Origin of the sequence: Exiguobacterium sp. s181 (assembly GCF_018617125.1) — a bacterium.
Classification (GTDB): Bacteria; Bacillota; Bacilli; order Exiguobacteriales; family Exiguobacteriaceae; genus Exiguobacterium; species Exiguobacterium profundum.
Genome location: NZ_JACSJM010000002.1, coordinates 865799 through 883092, shown reverse-complemented (window position 1 = coordinate 883092; position 17294 = coordinate 865799). Strand labels below are relative to the sequence as shown.

Below are 17294 nucleotides of genomic sequence, written 5' to 3'. Positions count from 1 at the left end.
AATTCACAATGAGATGATGAGAGAAAGTGAGTGAATGGGATGGAGACGATCAACTGGAAGAAAAAGATGGAGGAACAGTTAAGACGTAGCGGCTTCACCTTGCAAGTCGAAAACATGTCCAATATCCGCTTGACTGAGATTCATGCGAGTTCTTCTCCGTTGATCTCTTATCCGCTCCGAGTTCGTCTATATGAGCGGATGGGTTGGCTCATGTGTACGGTCGATTCGCCAACGCTCAATCGGAATGAAGATCATCCGTTATTTGAACGCATGGTGACAGCCGTCTTTGAACGAATTGTGCGTCACCTGTATAACGGGTATGGTTTTCACATTTTGACGTTCATCGGAGATACCGGAAATTACATCGCCCCAAAAGATTCGGAGACAGGGGAGGTCGTACGCCTCGTCGCCCACCTTTGGAATGACCGCTCGTACATTCACCTCGACACCTTCGAGGAGTATCCCGCCTTATACGTGACGCCACCGTGGGCACATCAAGCATATGCCATCGAAAGCACAGACGATGAGTGGGTCATCTACGCGGGGAGAGGGGGGAGGCCGTCGACCGATTATCGTGCTGACGGCGTCGAATTGAAATCTCATCGTCTATCGGATGGTGAGCTCTTCTTCCCGGTCGATCGGATTTCGAAAGAGAAAGGAACCCTCGCCTTGGCCGAATGGCTTCGACTCGAACGACGAGAAGTCGAGGACTTTATGATGTCCTTCATGCAGACGATCCGGAAGTTTGACCCGTCGTTTGGATTCGCATGGGGCGGAACGCAAACATTTTTTCATGGTGTCCCGGTTGAACCATACGCGCAGGTGCTCAGGCTTGAAAGTGGGAAACGTCGCTATCGCGTCATGAACAACGCGGCAAAACGACTATTTGCCGTCTCGGACGACTCGAACGAGTGTCTGAAGGAAGTGAGTCGAACACTAGGGACGATCACGCTCCCTGAACGACGTGTCTCATCCCTCGGTCAATTGATCATGGGAATCTGGCAACAGTTTGAAACCGATGAGGAAACATACATTCAAGAAGTCGCGTTTCGTGACATCTCCAAATTCCAAATGGAAGAAAAGATCGGGCATGCCCTCGCGAATCAACAACGGATTCGCTGGATTGACAAGAACCATCCGCATCAGAATGTGATTGAATATGCTCATCTACGGATCACGTTCCCGAAACGACCACCTGGGCTTGTGACAGTCGAACCCGCTGAATCCGGACAAGAGAGAGGTGCTTTATGAGAATCGTTGACGCACGAGCCATGCCAATCGATCATGAAGATGTGATCGCCGTTACCCCTACCTCGGTCTACTATCGAGAGAAGAAAGATCGCACGACATTCTCGCTCTATCGCTTTGACGAAGAGGATGGCATGATCACACAATTGAACCGGAGGGAGTACGCGGATTACGGTTATCCAAAGCTATTCGTCGATGGAGACATCGTCTATTTTATAAATGAGGTCCCCGACGGTGAAGGGGTGGTCAAAACAGAATTGATCGCCTTCTCTTACAAGACGGGCACCGAAGAAGTGGTCACGACGTTTGAGAAGCGTGGAAATAGCACATTGTTCTGGGTACTGGATCATCGTTACTTCCTCTTTTTGACGGCGTTTGAATCATCGGATGAGGCGTGGCTCTATGATCGCGTGACCAATCAACGGGAGCGTATTCGGGATGAGCGTCTTGTCGGTAAGACGGAACGTTTCCGAGAATTGTATTTGTTTACGACCACATTCGATGGTGTTCCATACATCGTCTGTAACGCGAGACTCGATGAGTTTGACTATTACAATGCACTCGATGATGGGCACATCTCTCCTGACGACCCGATTGACCATTCCGAGGCACTCTTGATTTGCCCACTCGAGGAGGCGGTCGAGGCGATATGGGATCAACGGGGTGAATTGCCATTCGATGATATCCTCCGTCTCCAAGGGGAAGGGGACACGGTCCAATATCTAGGAGAAAATGAAGGGACGCTTCGATTCTCCGCGTTTGTTGACTCGTTGAATGAGGAGGTCATCTATGATTTGACGGGTCCCGATGTCTTACATGAAGTATCGGTCGTCGATTGGGGTGCTTATGAACCGATTGATTTCACGTACGACGATATTAGTTCGACGATTTTTATCAAAGTTGATGAGACAGATATGCACTCAGAAGTCATCGACCTCGCAACCGGTGCGCGTTATATCGATGTGGAACCGTTCGAACGCGTCATCGAACGCCGCTATCTCGTCCATGAATATACGGAAGGACTTACGAGCGGTGTCGTGATTTTCGATTTAGAATCGGAAGAACGTCTCACTTATGACAATGCCTATTTTATGGTCATCGATGATGCCATTTTGATTTTGTCAATGTCCAGCACATAAATATAACCACCACCCATTATATAGGTTGTGGTTATATTTGGATATATAGTTTACATAACATATTATTGTAAACTCGATATTGCGTGTTTTTTCCGTTCATCTCCGATATGGGCATAGACTTGTGTCGTTGCCACAGATTCATGCCCGAGAAGCTGTTGAATCGTGAGCACATCGACGCCCCCCATGGCGAGACGTGAAGCGAACGTGTGACGGAGTTTATGTGGCGTTACCTGTTTATAGCTCAAGAACGGCAGGTAAGGCTTTAAGCGGTCAATATGCCCTTTCAACATATGCTGAACCGTCCGTACAGCGATTCGTTGCCCCTTCTCATTTTGGAACACCGCCCCTTCGCTCGACGTGTCGCGATACTCAGAGAGGAGTGGAAGAAGTGGTCCTGCGATGGGGATCAAGCGTTCCTTATTGCCTTTACCGATGACCCGAATCGTTCCGGTCTCAATGTTGATATCGGACCAATTGAGTCCGACGAGCTCGGATACGCGCATTCCTGTCAGTCCGAGTAACTGTATAATTAAAAAGTCTCGCGCGCGATTCATTTCGTACCAACTCGCCTCGCGATTCGTCATGCCGACATTGCTACGTACGAGCGTCGAGAAATCGAGCCACTCCGATTCCGTCAAATAGACGGGGTTCCGTTTGCCGCGTTTCGGGCGTTCTACGGTTTGAAAAGGATTCACCGTTGCTTGATTGGTCTCGATTAAGTAATTGAAGAGTGACTGTAACGTTGAAAGCTTCCGATTGATGACGCTCGGAGCATTATCGAGATCGAGGGCAAGATAAGTCGCATACGCTTCTGCTCCGGCATGGTCAATCTCTGTGAATGATGGCAAGTCAATCGTTTCAGGCTCTAACTCAGTACCACTAACGTGCTCGACCCAACGAAAGAAATCTAAAACGTCATACACATAGCGCTGGGCCGTCTGTTTGGAATAATGCTTCGCTGCTAAATGATGAAAAAACTGTTGGATGAATGCGGGTAGTCGGTGCAACCCGTTCAACTCGAAGCGTTTCGTCGTCGTCGGTGTCTGCCGCTGTCCAAGTTGACGGAAAATACTCATAGAATGCCCCTTTCTTCATGTAGTTCTCACTTGATTCTTTCCGCTACGCTTCCCTTCACGAAGGAAGTTGTCCGCTTCTTTGACGATCTCTTCGACCGTATCGTGACCAACACGAACCGCAAGTCCGAATGTCATTGTGACATGAAGACGTTCTCCTGCGTAATGGAGAGGGGTCGACTCGATTTGTTGTCTCAACTGCTCGACGATTGGAAGGAAGTCACCGGACGGACTCGATAGGTAGACCAGAAACTCCTCTCCTCCCCAGCGGACGGCCATGCCGTCGATATCGGATAATATGGAGGCCACTTGTTGAAGCACCCGGTCCCCACAATCATGACCGTACGTCTCGTTAAACGATTTGAATCGATCGATGTCACCGAGAACGATTGCATACGGAACGCCTTCATGAGCGGCTTTGTCGATTGCTTTAGAAACTTGTTCATGCCCAACTTTTCGGTTCAATAGTCCGGTCAATCCATCCGTAGACGCTAGGATCTGCAATCGCTCATTGGATCGTTCGAGTTCATCTGTCACTTCGACAACGACTGACTCGAAGATGAAGGAGAGCCCTGCGATCATCACCACGGTCGATAGGATGCAAAAGAGTCCGAGCGCTTGTTCCACCTGAATCGGTAGGGTCTCGATGCCGTCGGACACATAGATGAACAGAAGGCTATAAATCAACATCGCGATGGCCGTGGTCAAGATGCGTTGGCTTCTGGATACGCTTGGCATGAAAAAGACACCATAGGCCATCATGAGGATGAAATAATGCATGTTGATCTCCCAACCGAGAATGACGGTCGAGATGACGGCGTTGTAAACGACTTCGATAAAAAGTCCGGTAAAGAAGATGCCGTACCACCGCCTATGTACAAAGTAGAATGAAATCGTGTAATAGATCACACTCAAGCCATTTGATAGGAATAAGAGAGTCATATCCAAACGATAAAACAAGATGCAAAATAGGAAGTGGACCAACCAAGCGATGACATTGCCGTAAAAAGTAATTCGTTCGTTATATAGTGTTCCTCGACGAGTTTCATAGGTTGTTCCCATCACACACCTCCTTTCTTTTAGTATAACGAAACAATGATTAAATTTGTATAGAAGTCCGTAAAATGACTTTAAGAAACGTCCTAATTTCGTATGTATCATTGCGTGAAATAGATATTTCACGCAATGTACATGAATTGCGTGATTGTATCTCAATCGAGTGGTTAATCAACTGATTGATTTTATAGCAAAATAAATGGTAGACAATAATTTGTTATGTAAACCATATTGGTTTGTTTTGAAATTGTAATGTTGAGTCATTATACCTTATGATGAAAATAAGACTTGAAACAGGAAGGAAGGTAACGTTACACTGTAAACGTAAACCAAAGGGGGATTTTGGATGGATGATCAGCGTTTGAAGCAACTTTTGTCTGAAGCGAAGACCATCGCGGTCGTCGGTGTGTCCGACAACCCGAACAAGACGGCCAACCAGATTGCGGAGTATTTGCTTCGTGTCGGGTATACCGTCATCCCTGTCAACCCGATGCTCGAGGAGTGGAACGGCCGTAAGGCGTATCCGTCCGTCGAGAGCATCCCGGGTAGAATCGATATCGTCGATGTGTTCCGTCGCAACGAATTTTTAGCGGGTGTCGCGGAAGATGCGGTACGACATGGGGATGTCGGGCTCGTCTTCAACCAGCTCGATCTCTCAAGTGCTGAGGCGGAGCAAATCGTGCGTGACGCCGGGCTCGATTATATCGAGAACCGCTGCCTGTACGTGGAGCATGCTCGTCTACTCGGATAAGACCTACCTCCTTGGTAGGTCTCCTTTTTTTCAGCGATGGCTGACAAGGGAGGCTTGCCAGAATCGATGAACAGCTATACAATAGGAAAGAAAAACGAACGTGTGTTCGAAATTGAGGTGACTGCTATGTCAACAGATCTATTTAATTACAATGAAGACGCCATCCAGGTGCTCGAAGGACTCACGGCCGTGCGGAAACGACCGGGGATGTACATCGGGTCAACCGACCATCGCGGACTTCACCATCTCGTCTATGAGATCGTCGACAACGCGATCGATGAGGCGCTCGCCGGGTTCGGCGGTCAAATCGATGTGACGATTCATAAGGATGATGCCATCACGGTCCGTGACCACGGCCGCGGGATGCCGACAGGAATGCACGCCTCTGGAAAGCCTACCCCAGAAGTCATTTTTACGGTCCTTCACGCTGGAGGAAAGTTCGGACAAGGCGGATACAAGACGTCTGGTGGACTCCACGGCGTCGGTGCTTCGGTCGTCAACGCCCTATCAAGCAAGGTCGTCGTGACGATTTATCGTGACGGAAAAGTGTTCGAACAGACCTTTGCAGACGGCGGTGTGCCTCAAACGACACTGATTGAGACAGGCAAGACACGCCAAACCGGCACGAGTGTCTATTTCAAACCGGATGCGACCATCTTCTCAACGACGACGTATAACTATGACACGCTCGCCGAACGCCTCCGTGAATCGGCTTTCCTCTTAAAAGGATTGACGATCACGCTCACTGATGAGCGTACGGAGAAGCAAGAGACGTTCCATTACGAGGAAGGGATTGCCGAGTTCGTCCAATACTTGAACGACGACAAGGCGACGCTTCATCCGATCGTCTATTTCGAAGGGACAGAGAACGAGATCGAGATCGAACTCGCGTTTCAGTTCACGGATGCCTATTCCGAAAATGTGCTCTCGTTTGTCAACAACGTCCGGACACGCGATGGTGGAACGCACGAGGTCGGTGCCAAAACGGCGATGACCCGGATCATGAATGAGTATGCCCGTAAGAACGGACTGCTCAAAGAGAAAGATAAAAATCTCGACGGCGGTGATGTCCGTGAAGGACTCACGCTCATCGTCTCGGTCCGGATCCCGGAAGAGTTCCTCCAGTTCGAGGGGCAGACGAAATCGAAGCTCGGTTCCCCGGAGGCGCGTGCGAGTGCCGATAGCGTCATGGCGAAGCAACTGACAATCTTCCTAGAAGAGAACCCTCAGATGGCGACAATGCTCATCAAGAAGGCGATTCGTGCGGCTCAGGCTCGCGAGGCGGCTCGAAAGGCCCGTGAAGAGGCACGTAACGGGAAGAAAAAGAAACGTTCGAGCATCTTGAACGGGAAATTGACGCCGGCGACATCGAAGAATGCCTCCAAGAACGAACTGTTCCTCGTCGAGGGTGATTCGGCCGGTGGTTCCGCCAAACAGGGGCGCGACCGTACGTTCCAAGCCATCCTCCCACTACGCGGGAAGGTCATCAACTCAGAAAAGTCGAAACTTCAGGACATCATGAAGAATGAAGAAATCAATACGATCATCCATGCAATCGGCGCCGGGGTCGGTCACGATTTCGACTTGGATGACTGCAACTTCGACAAGATCATCATCATGACGGATGCCGATACGGACGGTGCGCATATCCAAGTGCTCCTTCTCACGTTCTTCTTCCGTTATATGCGACCGCTCGTCGAGGCGGGCCGTGTGTTCGTCGCCTTGCCACCGCTCTATCGCATCTCAAAAGGGAAAGGCAAGTCCGAACAGTTCGACTATGCCTGGGACGAAGAGGCGCTCGAGAAGCTCGTCAAAGTGTATAAGAAAGGCTATATCCTCCAACGCTACAAGGGTCTCGGTGAGATGAACGCGGACCAGTTATGGGAGACGACGATGAATCCGGATACCCGTACGCTCATCCGTGTCACGGTGGACGACGCGGCTGTCGCGGACAAGCGTGTATCGGTCTTGATGGGTGACAACGTCACGCATCGCCGTGAGTGGATCGAGGAGAACGTCGCCTTCGGACTCCAGGAAGATGATTCGATCATCGCCAATGAACATGTGACTAAAGCGATTGAGGAAGTGATGTAACAATGTCGACGATTCAACACATTTTAAACCTATCTCTCGAACAGGTCGTTGGAGACCGGTTCGGGCGTTACTCAAAATATATCATCCAAGACCGCGCCTTACCGGACGCACGTGACGGACTCAAGCCTGTACAGCGCCGGATTCTATATGCGATGCACCACGAGGGGAATACGAACGATAAGCCCTATCGGAAGTCCGCCAAGACGGTCGGGAACGTCATCGGGAACTATCACCCGCACGGTGACTCGTCCGTCTATGAGGCGATGGTACGTCTCTCGCAAGATTGGAAACTCCGGTATCCGCTCATCGATATGCATGGGAACAACGGGTCGATGGACGGTGACCCAGCAGCGGCCATGCGTTATACGGAAGCCCGTCTCTCGAAGATTGCCGGTGTCATGCTGACGTCGATTGCGAAAAATACGGTCGATTATACACCGAACTTTGATGATTCTACGGAAGAACCGCTCGTCTTGCCGTCGCTCCTTCCGAACCTTCTCATGAACGGAACGACAGGGATCTCAGCTGGTTATGCGACGGAAATCCCACCGCATAACTTGACAGAAGTCCTCAACCTCGCCATCGCACGCTTGAAGGGCCAGGTCGATACGGCGAAAGACGCACTCGAGTACGTCACGGGTCCTGATTTCCCTACTGGTGGGACAGTCATGGGCAAAGACGGTATCTTAAAAGCGTTCGAGACCGGTAAAGGGAAGGTCATCATCCGGGCGAAGTCCGAGATTGAGCAATTAAAAGGTGGCCGTGAACAGATCACGATCACAGAACTTCCGTATGAAGTGAATAAGGCGAATCTCGTCAAAAAGATGGAAGAGCTCCGTCTCGATAAAAAAGTCGAAGGTGTCGCGGAAGTCCGTGATGAGACGGATCGGACGGGTCTTCGAGTCGTCATCGAATTGAAGAAAGAAGCGGACGCGGAAGGTGTCCTTCACTTCTTCTTGAAGCATACGGACCTGCAGCTCGCCTATAACTACAATATGGTCTCCATCGTGAACCGGACGCCGAAGCAGATGGGCATCATCCCAATCATTGACGCCTATTTGAAGCACGTCGAAGAAGTGGTGACACGCCGGACGACGTTTGAGCTTGAACAGGCGAAGAAACGCGCTGAAATCGTCGATGCCTTGGAACAAGCCATCTCGGTCCTCGATGAGACACTCGAATTGATTCGTTCCGCCAAAGACAAGGCGGACGCGAAGAAGAAACTGATGGAGCGGTTCTCATTCACGGAACGACAAGCTGAAGCCGTCGTCATGCTCCAGTTGTATCGACTCACGAACACGGATATCGTCGAGTTGCAAAAAGAAGCAAAGGCGCTCCAAAAAGAGATTGCCCGCCTTACAAACATCCTCGACGTGGACGCGACAAAACGGAAGTTGATCGTGAAAGAACTTACGGCATTGCGTGACGAGTTCGGAGATGACCGTCGTTCGGTGATCGAGTCGGAAGTCGAAGAATTGAAACTGAAGACGGAAGTTATGATTGCTGTCGAAGAGACGATGGTATTCGTCAGCCGCGACGGGTACGTCAAACGTGCCTCGATGCGTTCGTATGGAGCGTCGAGTGACGTCTTGCCCGAGATGAAAGAGAAGGATCGTCCGCTTCTCACGACACAAGCCATGACGACGGACCACTTGCTCGTTTGGACGAACAAGGGTAGTTACCTCCTCATCCCGATCCATCAGATTCCAGAATCGAAGTGGAAGGATGCCGGACAACACGTCGCCAACCTCGTCCCGATTGAAGGGGAACAGGTCATCTCGGCAGACGTCGTCTCGACGTTCGATACGGACGCCCATTGCCTCTTCGTGACGAAAGACGGGATGATCAAACGTACACCGTTACGCGACTACGACGCGCAGCGGAAATCGAAACCACTCATGGCCTTGAAGCTGAAAGGTGACGACGAGGTCGTCTTCGCCGGAATCAGTGACGGTCCAGGGCAGTTGTTCCTCGTCTCAGAGCGTGGATACGGTCTCTGGTTCAAAGAGGATGATGTCCCTGTCGTCGGACAGCGGGCAGCCGGTGTGAAGGCGATGAACCTGAAAGACGGTGACCTCGTCGCCGATGCCTTCTCCTTCTTCACGCCACCGTTGTTCGTTCTCGTGACGCAACGGGGAGCGGTCAAGAAGATGAAACTCGAGGACCAGTTCGACTGTACGAACCGCAACCTTCGTGGGACGATGCTCATTCGTGAGGTCAAATCAAAACCACACCAAATCCGTCGTGTGCTTCCAGTACATGGGGATGAGACGCTTCATATCGTCGGGAAAGAAAAAGCAAAACAAGTGAAGACAAAAACCCTTACGCTACTCGATCGCTATGCCAACGGCTCGTTCGTCTTTGACGAAGACTCGTTCGGTGAAATCGAGGACGTGTATCTCAATTAATCAAAAGACCTGTGATTTGGCTGATTCGCCGTTCACAGGTCTTTTTGTCGTAGCCATGTCTCTAAATCGCGTTGTTGTCGTCGATGGTGCCGCGTGTGCATCTCGACCAATTGTTATTCGTATACGTGATGGAAAGCTGACATCAGAGAATGTGGGTTCTGAAAAGGAAGAATGCATCGATTTGCCGAAAAAGACATGTAGGACAAAAGATAGGGGGATCTATATGTCTCAATGGCTGACATGGGCGAAACGAATTCAGGCGCTGTCTCAGGCCGGTCTGACGTTCACGCGTGATCAATATGACCGAGAACGGTACGAAGAGTTACAAGAAATCGCAAGAGAGATGTATGAACGGCACTCGGACTTATCGAACGAGGCCATCTTACAACTCGTTCATGTGGACGGTTATCCGACTCCGAAACTTGATGTGCGAGGCGTCATCTTCAAAGATGACCGAATCCTGCTCGTGAAGGAGCGATCAGATGGTTTGTGGACCTTACCCGGCGGTTTCTGTGAAGTGAATCGCTCTCCTGCCTCGAATATCATCAAAGAAGTAGAGGAAGAGGCTGGCCTGGATGTGATTCCAGTACGGTTGCTCGCCTTGTTCGATATGCATGAACATCCACACCCACCTCTCTCGGAGCATTATTACAAACTTTTCATCGAGTGTGCACTGATTGGTGACGGGGAGGGGAGCGCCGGCGTGGAGACGAGTGACGTCGGTTTCTTTGAACGAGACGATTTACCTGAGCTCTCCCTTGCCCGAAATACGATCGAACAGATTCATATGTGCTTTGACGCGCATTGGCAAGAAGAAGACTGGACCACTTTATTCGACTAGGAGGCTCAATGATGCAAGTAAGACGATATGGACATATCCATCAACTGACCTTTTACGCTCCCGTACTGCCAATCAACGTTCAACTGTTTGAGCATGAGCTCGGACTCGTCTTGATCGACACGGCGCTGGAGCGGAACGCGACCGATATCCTATCGTATATCGCCGAGCTAGACAAGCCACTCCTCGCGATATTGTTAACGCATGCTCATGGGGATCATGTCGGTGGGGTGGACACCATCAAAGCAGAGCATCCGCTCGCTGAACTCTTCATCTCCCGACGTGATGCCCGCCTCTTATTGGGAGATCGGTCGCTAGAGGAAGAAGAGCAGAACAAGATTCGTGGTTCTTTGCCGACGATTCGTTCTACACCGGATGCGGTACTAGATATTGGTGAGCGGTTATTCGGTTTACGTGTCCTCGATGCAGCGGGTCATACACCAGGGTCAATTGCGTACTATGACGAGGTAAATCGGGTATTATTTGCAGGTGACGCTTTTCAAACTCAGGGAGGGGCAGCGGTAGCGGGAGATGTTCGGCCGTTATTCCCATTACCAGGACTCGCGACATGGAATCGGTCCGTTGCCGTCGAGAGTGCGGAGCGGCTAGTGGACTTGTCACCACTCCTTACTTTCGTAGGGCACGGTCCGCCACTCAAAGGGACACACCGGCTCTATTTGGCGTTGAAACGGGCGAAACGGAAGCAGGCGAGAAAGTTTATCCGTTAACGGGAGGGTTGCACCATGCAGCTGAAAGAAGTTGCCATTCATCAATTTGAGCAAGCCCAACAGATGCTCGAGATTCAACGTAACGCTTATGCGGTCGAAGCGGAACTGCTCGGGTTTGACGAAATCCCAGCGCGCTATGAGACGATTGATGTCATTCAAAACTTACCAGGCACGAGTTATGGCTTATATATCGAGGAGCGGTTGATTGGGTTTGTCACGGTGGAAGCATCTGAGAAAACTGTTGAAATCACGAAACTATGTATCGACCCGACATACTTTCGGGCGAGACTGGCGACGACGTTACTCGAACACATATTGAGCATTCACAAAGGAAAGTTGATTTACGTGCATACGGGCAAGCATAACGGACCGGCGAAGCGTCTGTATACGAAACTTGGATTTGAACCGAGTGCCGAATTCGAACCAGAACATGGCGTCACATTGATCCGGTATACGCATACGTCTTAAATTCAAATCTCATCTCACTATCATAAGTATACTAATATAATGAGATGAGATATTATTTTTACTGATAATATATGTTATGTAAACTAATAAAAAATAGAGCAATTTTTTCTCTATTTTAAAGCTCCCTATTCCTTAAAAATCTTGTACCAATACAAGGTCAACTCGATTTGTGGATTCGCGTATTGTTTGATCGTGTCGACGCCTCCGAGTTGAAATCCCTCTTTTCTATAAAAGCGACATGCAATCAAGTTATCGTTCTGCGCTTCAAGCGATAAGCCGATCAGCTGTTTTTCTTTTGCCCACTGTTCGGCTGTTTCAAGCAACAGTTTTCCGATTCCACGCTTACGATGTGTTTGACGGACCGCGATATTTTCAATGTATGCAAATCGATTCCAATCCTTCACGAGTCGGATTTGTCCGACACATTCATCTGCATCCATCGCTAAAAACAGGATGCGACTGTCATGTTCGATATATTGTTTCCAGTCTAATCGATCGTCCGGAAATGTTATCTCTCTGACTTCTTCATCTAATTCTTCGACATATGTCCATTTTCCATCCATATAACTTGGCATGATTCGTCCGATGATCGGAAAAGGATCATTTGCATCGTTTACAATATGAATATGCGCCTCATCTAAGGCAATGATTTGAATCAAACTCATACGCTCTGCCTCCTCAATATCGATTCTGTCTCACTTAATTTTTACTTCTGTATCATTCTTGTGAATTTAGCATTCATAGGAATGATAACGCTTTATGAATAAACGTTTCAAATTTTAAATTCACCTGTTTAATACATGCTTCACAGTTGCTAGACCGCTCAAGTCATGCTATTTTTAGACAGATGAACCATCTAAGGAGGAATTCTTGTGAAACGAACGACTAAAGGTTTGGCAGCAACTTTATTTTTAGCAATCCCACTTGCTGCTTGTGGTGATGATAGCACGGATCAAGCAGATACGACACGCTGGGAAGAGATTCAAGAAGAAGGCACATTGACGGTCGGTACGGCCGGTACCCTCTACCCCGCTTCTTTCCGTGAAGAAGAGAGTGACACGTTGACAGGATTTGATGTCGAACTCATGAAAGAAGTCGCCAAGCGTCTTGACCTCGAGATCGAATTCAAAGAAACGGCATTTGACAACATGTTGACGAGTGTACAGAACGGTCAAATCGACGTGGCAGCGAATGATATCTCGGTAACAGAAGACCGTAAAGAGAAGTTTGCCTTCTCAAAACCGTATAAATACACGTACGGGACGGCCATCGTTCGCAAGAGCGACCTCTCTGGAATCGAATCACTCGAGGATTTGAAAGGTAAGAAAGCCGCTGGTGAGGCGACGACTGTCTTCATGGACGTGGCTCGAGAATATGGTGCAGAAGAAGTCATCTATGACAACGCGACGAACGATCAGTACTTGCGCGACGTTTCAACAGGACGGACCGATGTCATCTTGAATGACTATTACCTTCAGACGTTGGCCCTTGCCTTCTTCCCTGAGTTTGATATCACGATTCACCCGGATATCGCCTATAACCCACAAGAAGTCGCTTTCTTGATGGACAAAGAAAATGACGAGCTCCAGGAGAATATCGACCGTGTACTAGATAAGATGCTTGAAGATGGTACGGTCAAGAAACTATCTGAGCAATTCTACAATGGCGCGGATGTTTCGGTAGAACCAGACGTAGACGCAACAATCGTCGAAACGAAGTAATGACGGCATGACGTTCTCAGATATTAAATGGGACGCCATCTTTGACGTAGACCTGGCGATTCAATCATTTCCTTATCTATTGGGTGGATTACCGAATACGCTTTGGATTTCGTTCGTCAGTATGTTTTTTGGTCTCTTGCTCGGTCTTTTGTTGGCGCTCGGGAAGTTGTCTCCGACACGACTCCTTCGATACCCGTCAACTTTCTATATCTCGTTCATGCGTGGCGTACCCATCTTGATCATTCTGTTCATCCTCTATTCGGGATTCCCGTTCATCGGGATCGAGTTCGCCGCTTTGACGGCAGCCATTCTCGGATTCAGTTTGAATTCCGCCGCCTATATCGCTGAGATCATCCGCTCCTCGATTCGTGCGGTCGATGACGGACAGGTGGAGGCGGCTCGTTCACTCGGGATGGGGAAATGGCTAACATTGAAGGGGGTCGTCTTACCACAGGCGACACGGATCGCCCTTCCGCCGCTCTCGAACGTTTTTCTCGATTTGATTAAAGCCAGTTCGCTCGCCGCGATGATCACGGTACCTGAGATCTTCAACAAGGCCAAGATCGTCGGTGGTCGGGAGTTCGACTACATGACAGTGTATATCGTCGTGGCGTTGATCTACTGGGCAATCTGTACGTTCATGTCCTTCTTCCAAGAATGGCTCGAACGTCATTTTGAACGATATTTAGATACTCCGAAACGTTGACTGACTGGCTTATGCCGGTCGGTCTTTTTTAGTGAATTTGATTTTTGATACATCTCCTGAACCGATTATGCTATGATTTTCTTAATTATCAGAAAAATATAGGGGGATTTTGAATGAACCATCCATGGGTTTCACATTTGAATGATCAAGTCATTGGTCAATCGAAAGCCATCAAGCTCGCTTCGATTGCGCTACTCTCGGGAGGTCACGTTTTACTCGAGGACCGTCCCGGCACAGGCAAAACTACACTCGCCCGTAGTTTAGCAAGCTCCATCTCGGCGACATTCCAGCGTGTACAATGTACTCCGGATACATTGCCGAGTGACATATTAGGAATGGAGTTGTTCAATCCGACGACCGGGGCGTTCGAACGCCGGACGGGTCCGATTTTCACGTCGATTCTACTTGTCGATGAGATCAACCGGACGACACCACGTACACAATCAGCGTTGCTCGAGGCGATGCAGGAACGTCAAGTGACACTCGGGGAAGTGTCGCTCAAGTTACCGGAACCATTCTTTATGATTGCTACACAAAACCCGTTCGACGGGCAAGGGACGTTCCCGCTCCCGCAGGCTCAATTGGACCGTTTCTTATTCAAATTGACACTTGCTCCCCTCTCACGGGATTCCGAACGACGACTGATTCGCAATGAGCATCTCGCTTCAGAATCCTTCTCTCTGCAACAGGACGAATTGTTAAAGATGCAGCAAGAGGTACGAGATGTCCGATTCCACGAGGCGATGGAAGATTACTTACTGGATTTGATGGAGTCACTTCGTCATCATCGTGACATCGAGGTTGGACCAAGTCCACGTGCGACGCTCGCGTATACGATGGCAGCTCGGGCTCATGCCTATATGGAAGGACGCGACTATGTCTCACCAGAAGATATTCGGGCACTCGCGCTTCCGATTTTAGGGCATCGAATCGTCTTGACGGTCGAAGCGTCGCTGAAGACGAAGCCGTCAAAGTTGATCAAATCTGTACTCGAGACCATCCCGGTCCCTTCAGAGGTGTAAGATGCAGTTAGTCAGCCCACGCTATCTCGAGTCCGGCTATATGTGGCTCCTGTTCGTCGTCGGGGTCTTCACGGCACTTTATGGAAACGTCTTGATTGCGAGTCTATTGATCGGTTTTAGTCTCTATGCACTGGTCATGCCATCTTTCATGTTTCGATTGGCAGAACAAATCCATGTCGACCTCACAGAAGAGATGAAACTCTTTCCGAACGACGAGGCCGTCTATGTTTTAAAGCTCGTGTCGACGGCAAAAGTGCCGCTTGGCGTTGTCCGCCTATCCGGCTATTTGCATCCGACCGTGGAATCAGAGGGACATGCGTTTTGGCGTCAGGAGAACTTTGTCGAGACGAATGCGACCGTGGACTTCACAATCCCACTCTATGCGAAGAAACGTGGTCCAATCCGCCTTGAAGCCATCGGGATGGAAATCCGGGATCCGTTGCGCATGTTCTCGCTCTATAAAGAGGACTCACTCCCGCGCATCGGCTACGTCTTCCCTGAGTTTTCGCCCTATCCGATCCCGAAACGTCCCCCTACTCTCCCGGGTGAGGAGATGGTCCGTCATAGTGCCTATCGTGACCCGGAGACGTTCCAGTCGGTCACCCCATATCACGGGCAACCGATGCGACAGCTATATTGGTCTGCCTATGCGAAGACGGGCGAACTGCTGGCCCGTACCGAGCAACCGGTACAAGCAAATGAATATGTCATCGTCCTCGACTTGTTGACGAAGGATGGGCGTGCCCTCACCTATCAGATGGAGCGCCTCATCTCGCAAGCTGCCGCATTATGCCGTGATTTCGAGAAAGAAAATGCGAGTTACGGTCTGATTGTCCCGACGCTTACGAAGGATGGAATCACGTATGACCTTCAACCGGGAAGTGGTGAGGTACATTTTCGGAAGATTATGACGACGTTCGCTTGTCTGTCCGAGAGTGATTTTCCGCTTGCTCGCTCCTTGTTTGAACGAAAGGTCGCCAAATACAGTGGGAATCAGTCGATTCTCCGCTTGGGGGGTGACGGTCAATGAGATGGTTATGGTGGGTCTTCGCAGCATTTTACATCGGGCACGTGTTTCCATTGCTCTTCTTATTGACACTTCGTCTCCCTCGGAATACACAACTGATTGTGCAGACGATCATGAGCGTCGGTGCCCTTTATTTCTCTTATGAGATGAGCATCATGCTTTTGATATTCACATACGTTCATGCATTCATTCGGACGTTGGATTGGACGGACCGTTACGCGATGGCGAGCGTATTGTTTTTGGTGGCGGACTGGTTATTCCCCCCGGCATCGCAATCGCTCGCGATGGTGCTCTTTCCGTTCATCTTTTTGATTTGGCAACGAAACCTGTATTACCGTCGCGACTACAAGCGGATGGTGACGATGTTGACCGTCGGCCTAGGCATCGGGCTGATTGTCTCTCTCATCATTCGTACGATTAAAGAGCTATTGTTTGGTAATGTCGTCGCCTGGATCACTCCATTCTTTTTGTGGATTGGGAGCTGGTTTGATGGAATCGTACTCGACCCGAATGATCGCGTAAACCGCTTCCTCGTACCGAATAACCCGAACCTAGATGCGGAGACAGTGGCGCAAGAGACATTGCTCGCGTCCGCATCGAATAACTCGCTGTTCTATATCGGAGTGTTTGTAATGATCTTGCTTCTTGGAGTAGGATTGTTCTTCTATCTGCAGAAGCGAAAAGACATCCAGGAAGATGGAATGATTCCTAGGAGTATTCACCACCCGACACTCTCAGATAAGCGGATTGTCCGCTCGCCTCGCCAGATTCGCCTTCTTGAGACGGGACGAAAGTTAGAACAGCAGCACCCACGTCTTCGGGAAGAGACGGTGGCTGATTGGTTGCAGCGAATCGAGTTCACGGACCACAGGCTTTATGCAGATTGGTTAGAGGCCGCAGAGTATGGGGACAAGGAAGCGCCACAAGCAATCAGTGATTCATTCGAACGACTCGTTGAACAAGTTAATAAACGCTAAAAAACATCCGGCAGAGGAGTTCCTTCTGACCGGATGTT

At 49.6% G+C, this 17294-nt stretch carries 16 protein-coding genes; 13 read left to right on the top strand and 3 right to left on the bottom strand.

Features of this window, described 5'->3' with window-relative positions:
- Positions 1-39: 39 nt before the first annotated feature.
- Positions 40-1251: a hypothetical protein gene (locus tag KNO70_RS10990; RefSeq protein ID WP_214812612.1), complete on the top strand. Its 1212-nt coding sequence runs from the start codon at positions 40-42 to the stop codon at positions 1249-1251.
- Entirely contained in the window at positions 1248-2387 is a 1140-nt protein-coding gene (locus KNO70_RS10985) for a hypothetical protein (protein ID WP_214731526.1), read from the top strand. The genes KNO70_RS10990 and KNO70_RS10985 overlap by 4 nt, the downstream gene beginning before the upstream one ends.
- Positions 2388-2449: 62 nt before the next feature.
- Here the strand turns inward: KNO70_RS10985 and KNO70_RS10980 are convergent, their stop codons facing one another.
- Both KNO70_RS10980 and KNO70_RS10975 read right to left on the bottom strand, forming a co-directional pair.
- Positions 2450-3463, bottom strand: coding sequence for a tyrosine-type recombinase/integrase (locus KNO70_RS10980; protein WP_214688701.1), 1014 nt, complete (start codon positions 3461-3463; stop codon positions 2450-2452).
- Positions 3464-3478: 15 nt separating this feature from the next.
- Positions 3479-4522: a GGDEF domain-containing protein gene (locus KNO70_RS10975; protein WP_214812611.1), complete on the bottom strand. Its 1044-nt coding sequence runs from the start codon at positions 4520-4522 to the stop codon at positions 3479-3481.
- 340 nt (positions 4523-4862) lie between these two features.
- On the opposite strand from KNO70_RS10975, the gene KNO70_RS10970 reads away from it, so the two are divergent.
- The 6 genes from KNO70_RS10970 (at position 4863) to KNO70_RS10945 (ending at position 11803) form a co-directional block, all read left to right on the top strand.
- Positions 4863-5267, top strand: coding sequence for a CoA-binding protein (locus KNO70_RS10970; RefSeq protein WP_214812610.1), 405 nt, complete (start codon positions 4863-4865; stop codon positions 5265-5267).
- 126 nt (positions 5268-5393) lie between these two features.
- Positions 5394-7361: a DNA topoisomerase IV subunit B gene (gene parE / locus KNO70_RS10965; RefSeq protein WP_214812609.1), complete on the top strand. Its 1968-nt coding sequence runs from the start codon at positions 5394-5396 to the stop codon at positions 7359-7361.
- 2 nt (positions 7362-7363) lie between these two features.
- The gene (gene parC / locus KNO70_RS10960) at positions 7364-9769 is read left to right on the top strand and encodes a DNA topoisomerase IV subunit A (protein WP_214812608.1); all 2406 of its coding nucleotides are present in this window, start codon (positions 7364-7366) and stop codon (positions 9767-9769) included.
- 223 nt (positions 9770-9992) lie between these two features.
- Positions 9993-10610, top strand: coding sequence for an NUDIX hydrolase (locus KNO70_RS10955; protein ID WP_214812607.1), 618 nt, complete (start codon positions 9993-9995; stop codon positions 10608-10610).
- Positions 10611-10621: 11 nt separating this feature from the next.
- Positions 10622-11335: an MBL fold metallo-hydrolase gene (locus KNO70_RS10950; RefSeq protein WP_214812606.1), complete on the top strand. Its 714-nt coding sequence runs from the start codon at positions 10622-10624 to the stop codon at positions 11333-11335.
- A 15-nt stretch (positions 11336-11350) separates the two neighbouring features.
- Positions 11351-11803, top strand: coding sequence for a GNAT family N-acetyltransferase (locus KNO70_RS10945; RefSeq protein ID WP_012726325.1), 453 nt, complete (start codon positions 11351-11353; stop codon positions 11801-11803).
- Between the two features lie 125 nt (positions 11804-11928).
- Here the strand turns inward: KNO70_RS10945 and KNO70_RS10940 are convergent, their stop codons facing one another.
- The gene (locus KNO70_RS10940; RefSeq protein WP_214684262.1) at positions 11929-12468 is read right to left on the bottom strand and encodes a GNAT family N-acetyltransferase; all 540 of its coding nucleotides are present in this window, start codon (positions 12466-12468) and stop codon (positions 11929-11931) included.
- Between the two features lie 207 nt (positions 12469-12675).
- Here KNO70_RS10940 and KNO70_RS10935 point away from each other — a divergent pair, with 207 nt between their 5' ends.
- The 5 genes from KNO70_RS10935 (at position 12676) to KNO70_RS10915 (ending at position 17256) form a co-directional block, all read left to right on the top strand.
- Positions 12676-13524 (top strand): transporter substrate-binding domain-containing protein, encoded by an 849-nt coding sequence (locus KNO70_RS10935; RefSeq protein ID WP_214684263.1) that lies wholly within the window; start codon positions 12676-12678, stop codon positions 13522-13524.
- A gap of 7 nt (positions 13525-13531) precedes the next feature.
- Entirely contained in the window at positions 13532-14230 is a 699-nt protein-coding gene (locus KNO70_RS10930; protein WP_031423690.1) for an amino acid ABC transporter permease, read from the top strand.
- Positions 14231-14343: 113 nt separating this feature from the next.
- Positions 14344-15252 (top strand): AAA family ATPase, encoded by a 909-nt coding sequence (locus KNO70_RS10925; protein WP_012726321.1) that lies wholly within the window; start codon positions 14344-14346, stop codon positions 15250-15252.
- Position 15253: 1 nt separating this feature from the next.
- Positions 15254-16282: a DUF58 domain-containing protein gene (locus tag KNO70_RS10920; protein ID WP_078146923.1), complete on the top strand. Its 1029-nt coding sequence runs from the start codon at positions 15254-15256 to the stop codon at positions 16280-16282.
- Positions 16279-17256 (top strand): hypothetical protein, encoded by a 978-nt coding sequence (locus tag KNO70_RS10915; RefSeq protein WP_214684264.1) that lies wholly within the window; start codon positions 16279-16281, stop codon positions 17254-17256. The genes KNO70_RS10920 and KNO70_RS10915 overlap by 4 nt, the downstream gene beginning before the upstream one ends.
- The last annotated feature ends 38 nt before the right edge of the window (positions 17257-17294 follow it).

Bases quoted from the DNA above. Each gene is read 5' to 3' on its own strand.
- KNO70_RS10985 (WP_214731526.1), top strand. From the start codon at position 1,248: ATGAGAATCGTTGACGCACGAGCCATGCCAATCGATCATGAAGATGTG.
- KNO70_RS10945 (WP_012726325.1), top strand. From the start codon at position 11,351: ATGCAGCTGAAAGAAGTTGCCATTCATCAATTTGAGCAAGCCCAACAG.
- KNO70_RS10980 (WP_214688701.1), bottom strand. From the start codon at position 3,463: ATGAGTATTTTCCGTCAACTTGGACAGCGGCAGACACCGACGACGACG.
- KNO70_RS10940 (WP_214684262.1), bottom strand. From the start codon at position 12,468: ATGAGTTTGATTCAAATCATTGCCTTAGATGAGGCGCATATTCATATT.
- KNO70_RS10920 (WP_078146923.1), top strand. From the start codon at position 15,254: ATGCAGTTAGTCAGCCCACGCTATCTCGAGTCCGGCTATATGTGGCTC.
- KNO70_RS10925 (WP_012726321.1), top strand. From the start codon at position 14,344: ATGAACCATCCATGGGTTTCACATTTGAATGATCAAGTCATTGGTCAA.
- KNO70_RS10930 (WP_031423690.1), top strand. From the start codon at position 13,532: ATGACGTTCTCAGATATTAAATGGGACGCCATCTTTGACGTAGACCTG.
- KNO70_RS10975 (WP_214812611.1), bottom strand. From the start codon at position 4,522: ATGGGAACAACCTATGAAACTCGTCGAGGAACACTATATAACGAACGA.
- KNO70_RS10915 (WP_214684264.1), top strand. From the start codon at position 16,279: ATGAGATGGTTATGGTGGGTCTTCGCAGCATTTTACATCGGGCACGTG.
- KNO70_RS10990 (WP_214812612.1), top strand. From the start codon at position 40: ATGGAGACGATCAACTGGAAGAAAAAGATGGAGGAACAGTTAAGACGT.
- KNO70_RS10970 (WP_214812610.1), top strand. From the start codon at position 4,863: ATGGATGATCAGCGTTTGAAGCAACTTTTGTCTGAAGCGAAGACCATC.
- KNO70_RS10950 (WP_214812606.1), top strand. From the start codon at position 10,622: ATGCAAGTAAGACGATATGGACATATCCATCAACTGACCTTTTACGCT.
- parE (WP_214812609.1), top strand. From the start codon at position 5,394: ATGTCAACAGATCTATTTAATTACAATGAAGACGCCATCCAGGTGCTC.
- KNO70_RS10955 (WP_214812607.1), top strand. From the start codon at position 9,993: ATGTCTCAATGGCTGACATGGGCGAAACGAATTCAGGCGCTGTCTCAG.
- parC (WP_214812608.1), top strand. From the start codon at position 7,364: ATGTCGACGATTCAACACATTTTAAACCTATCTCTCGAACAGGTCGTT.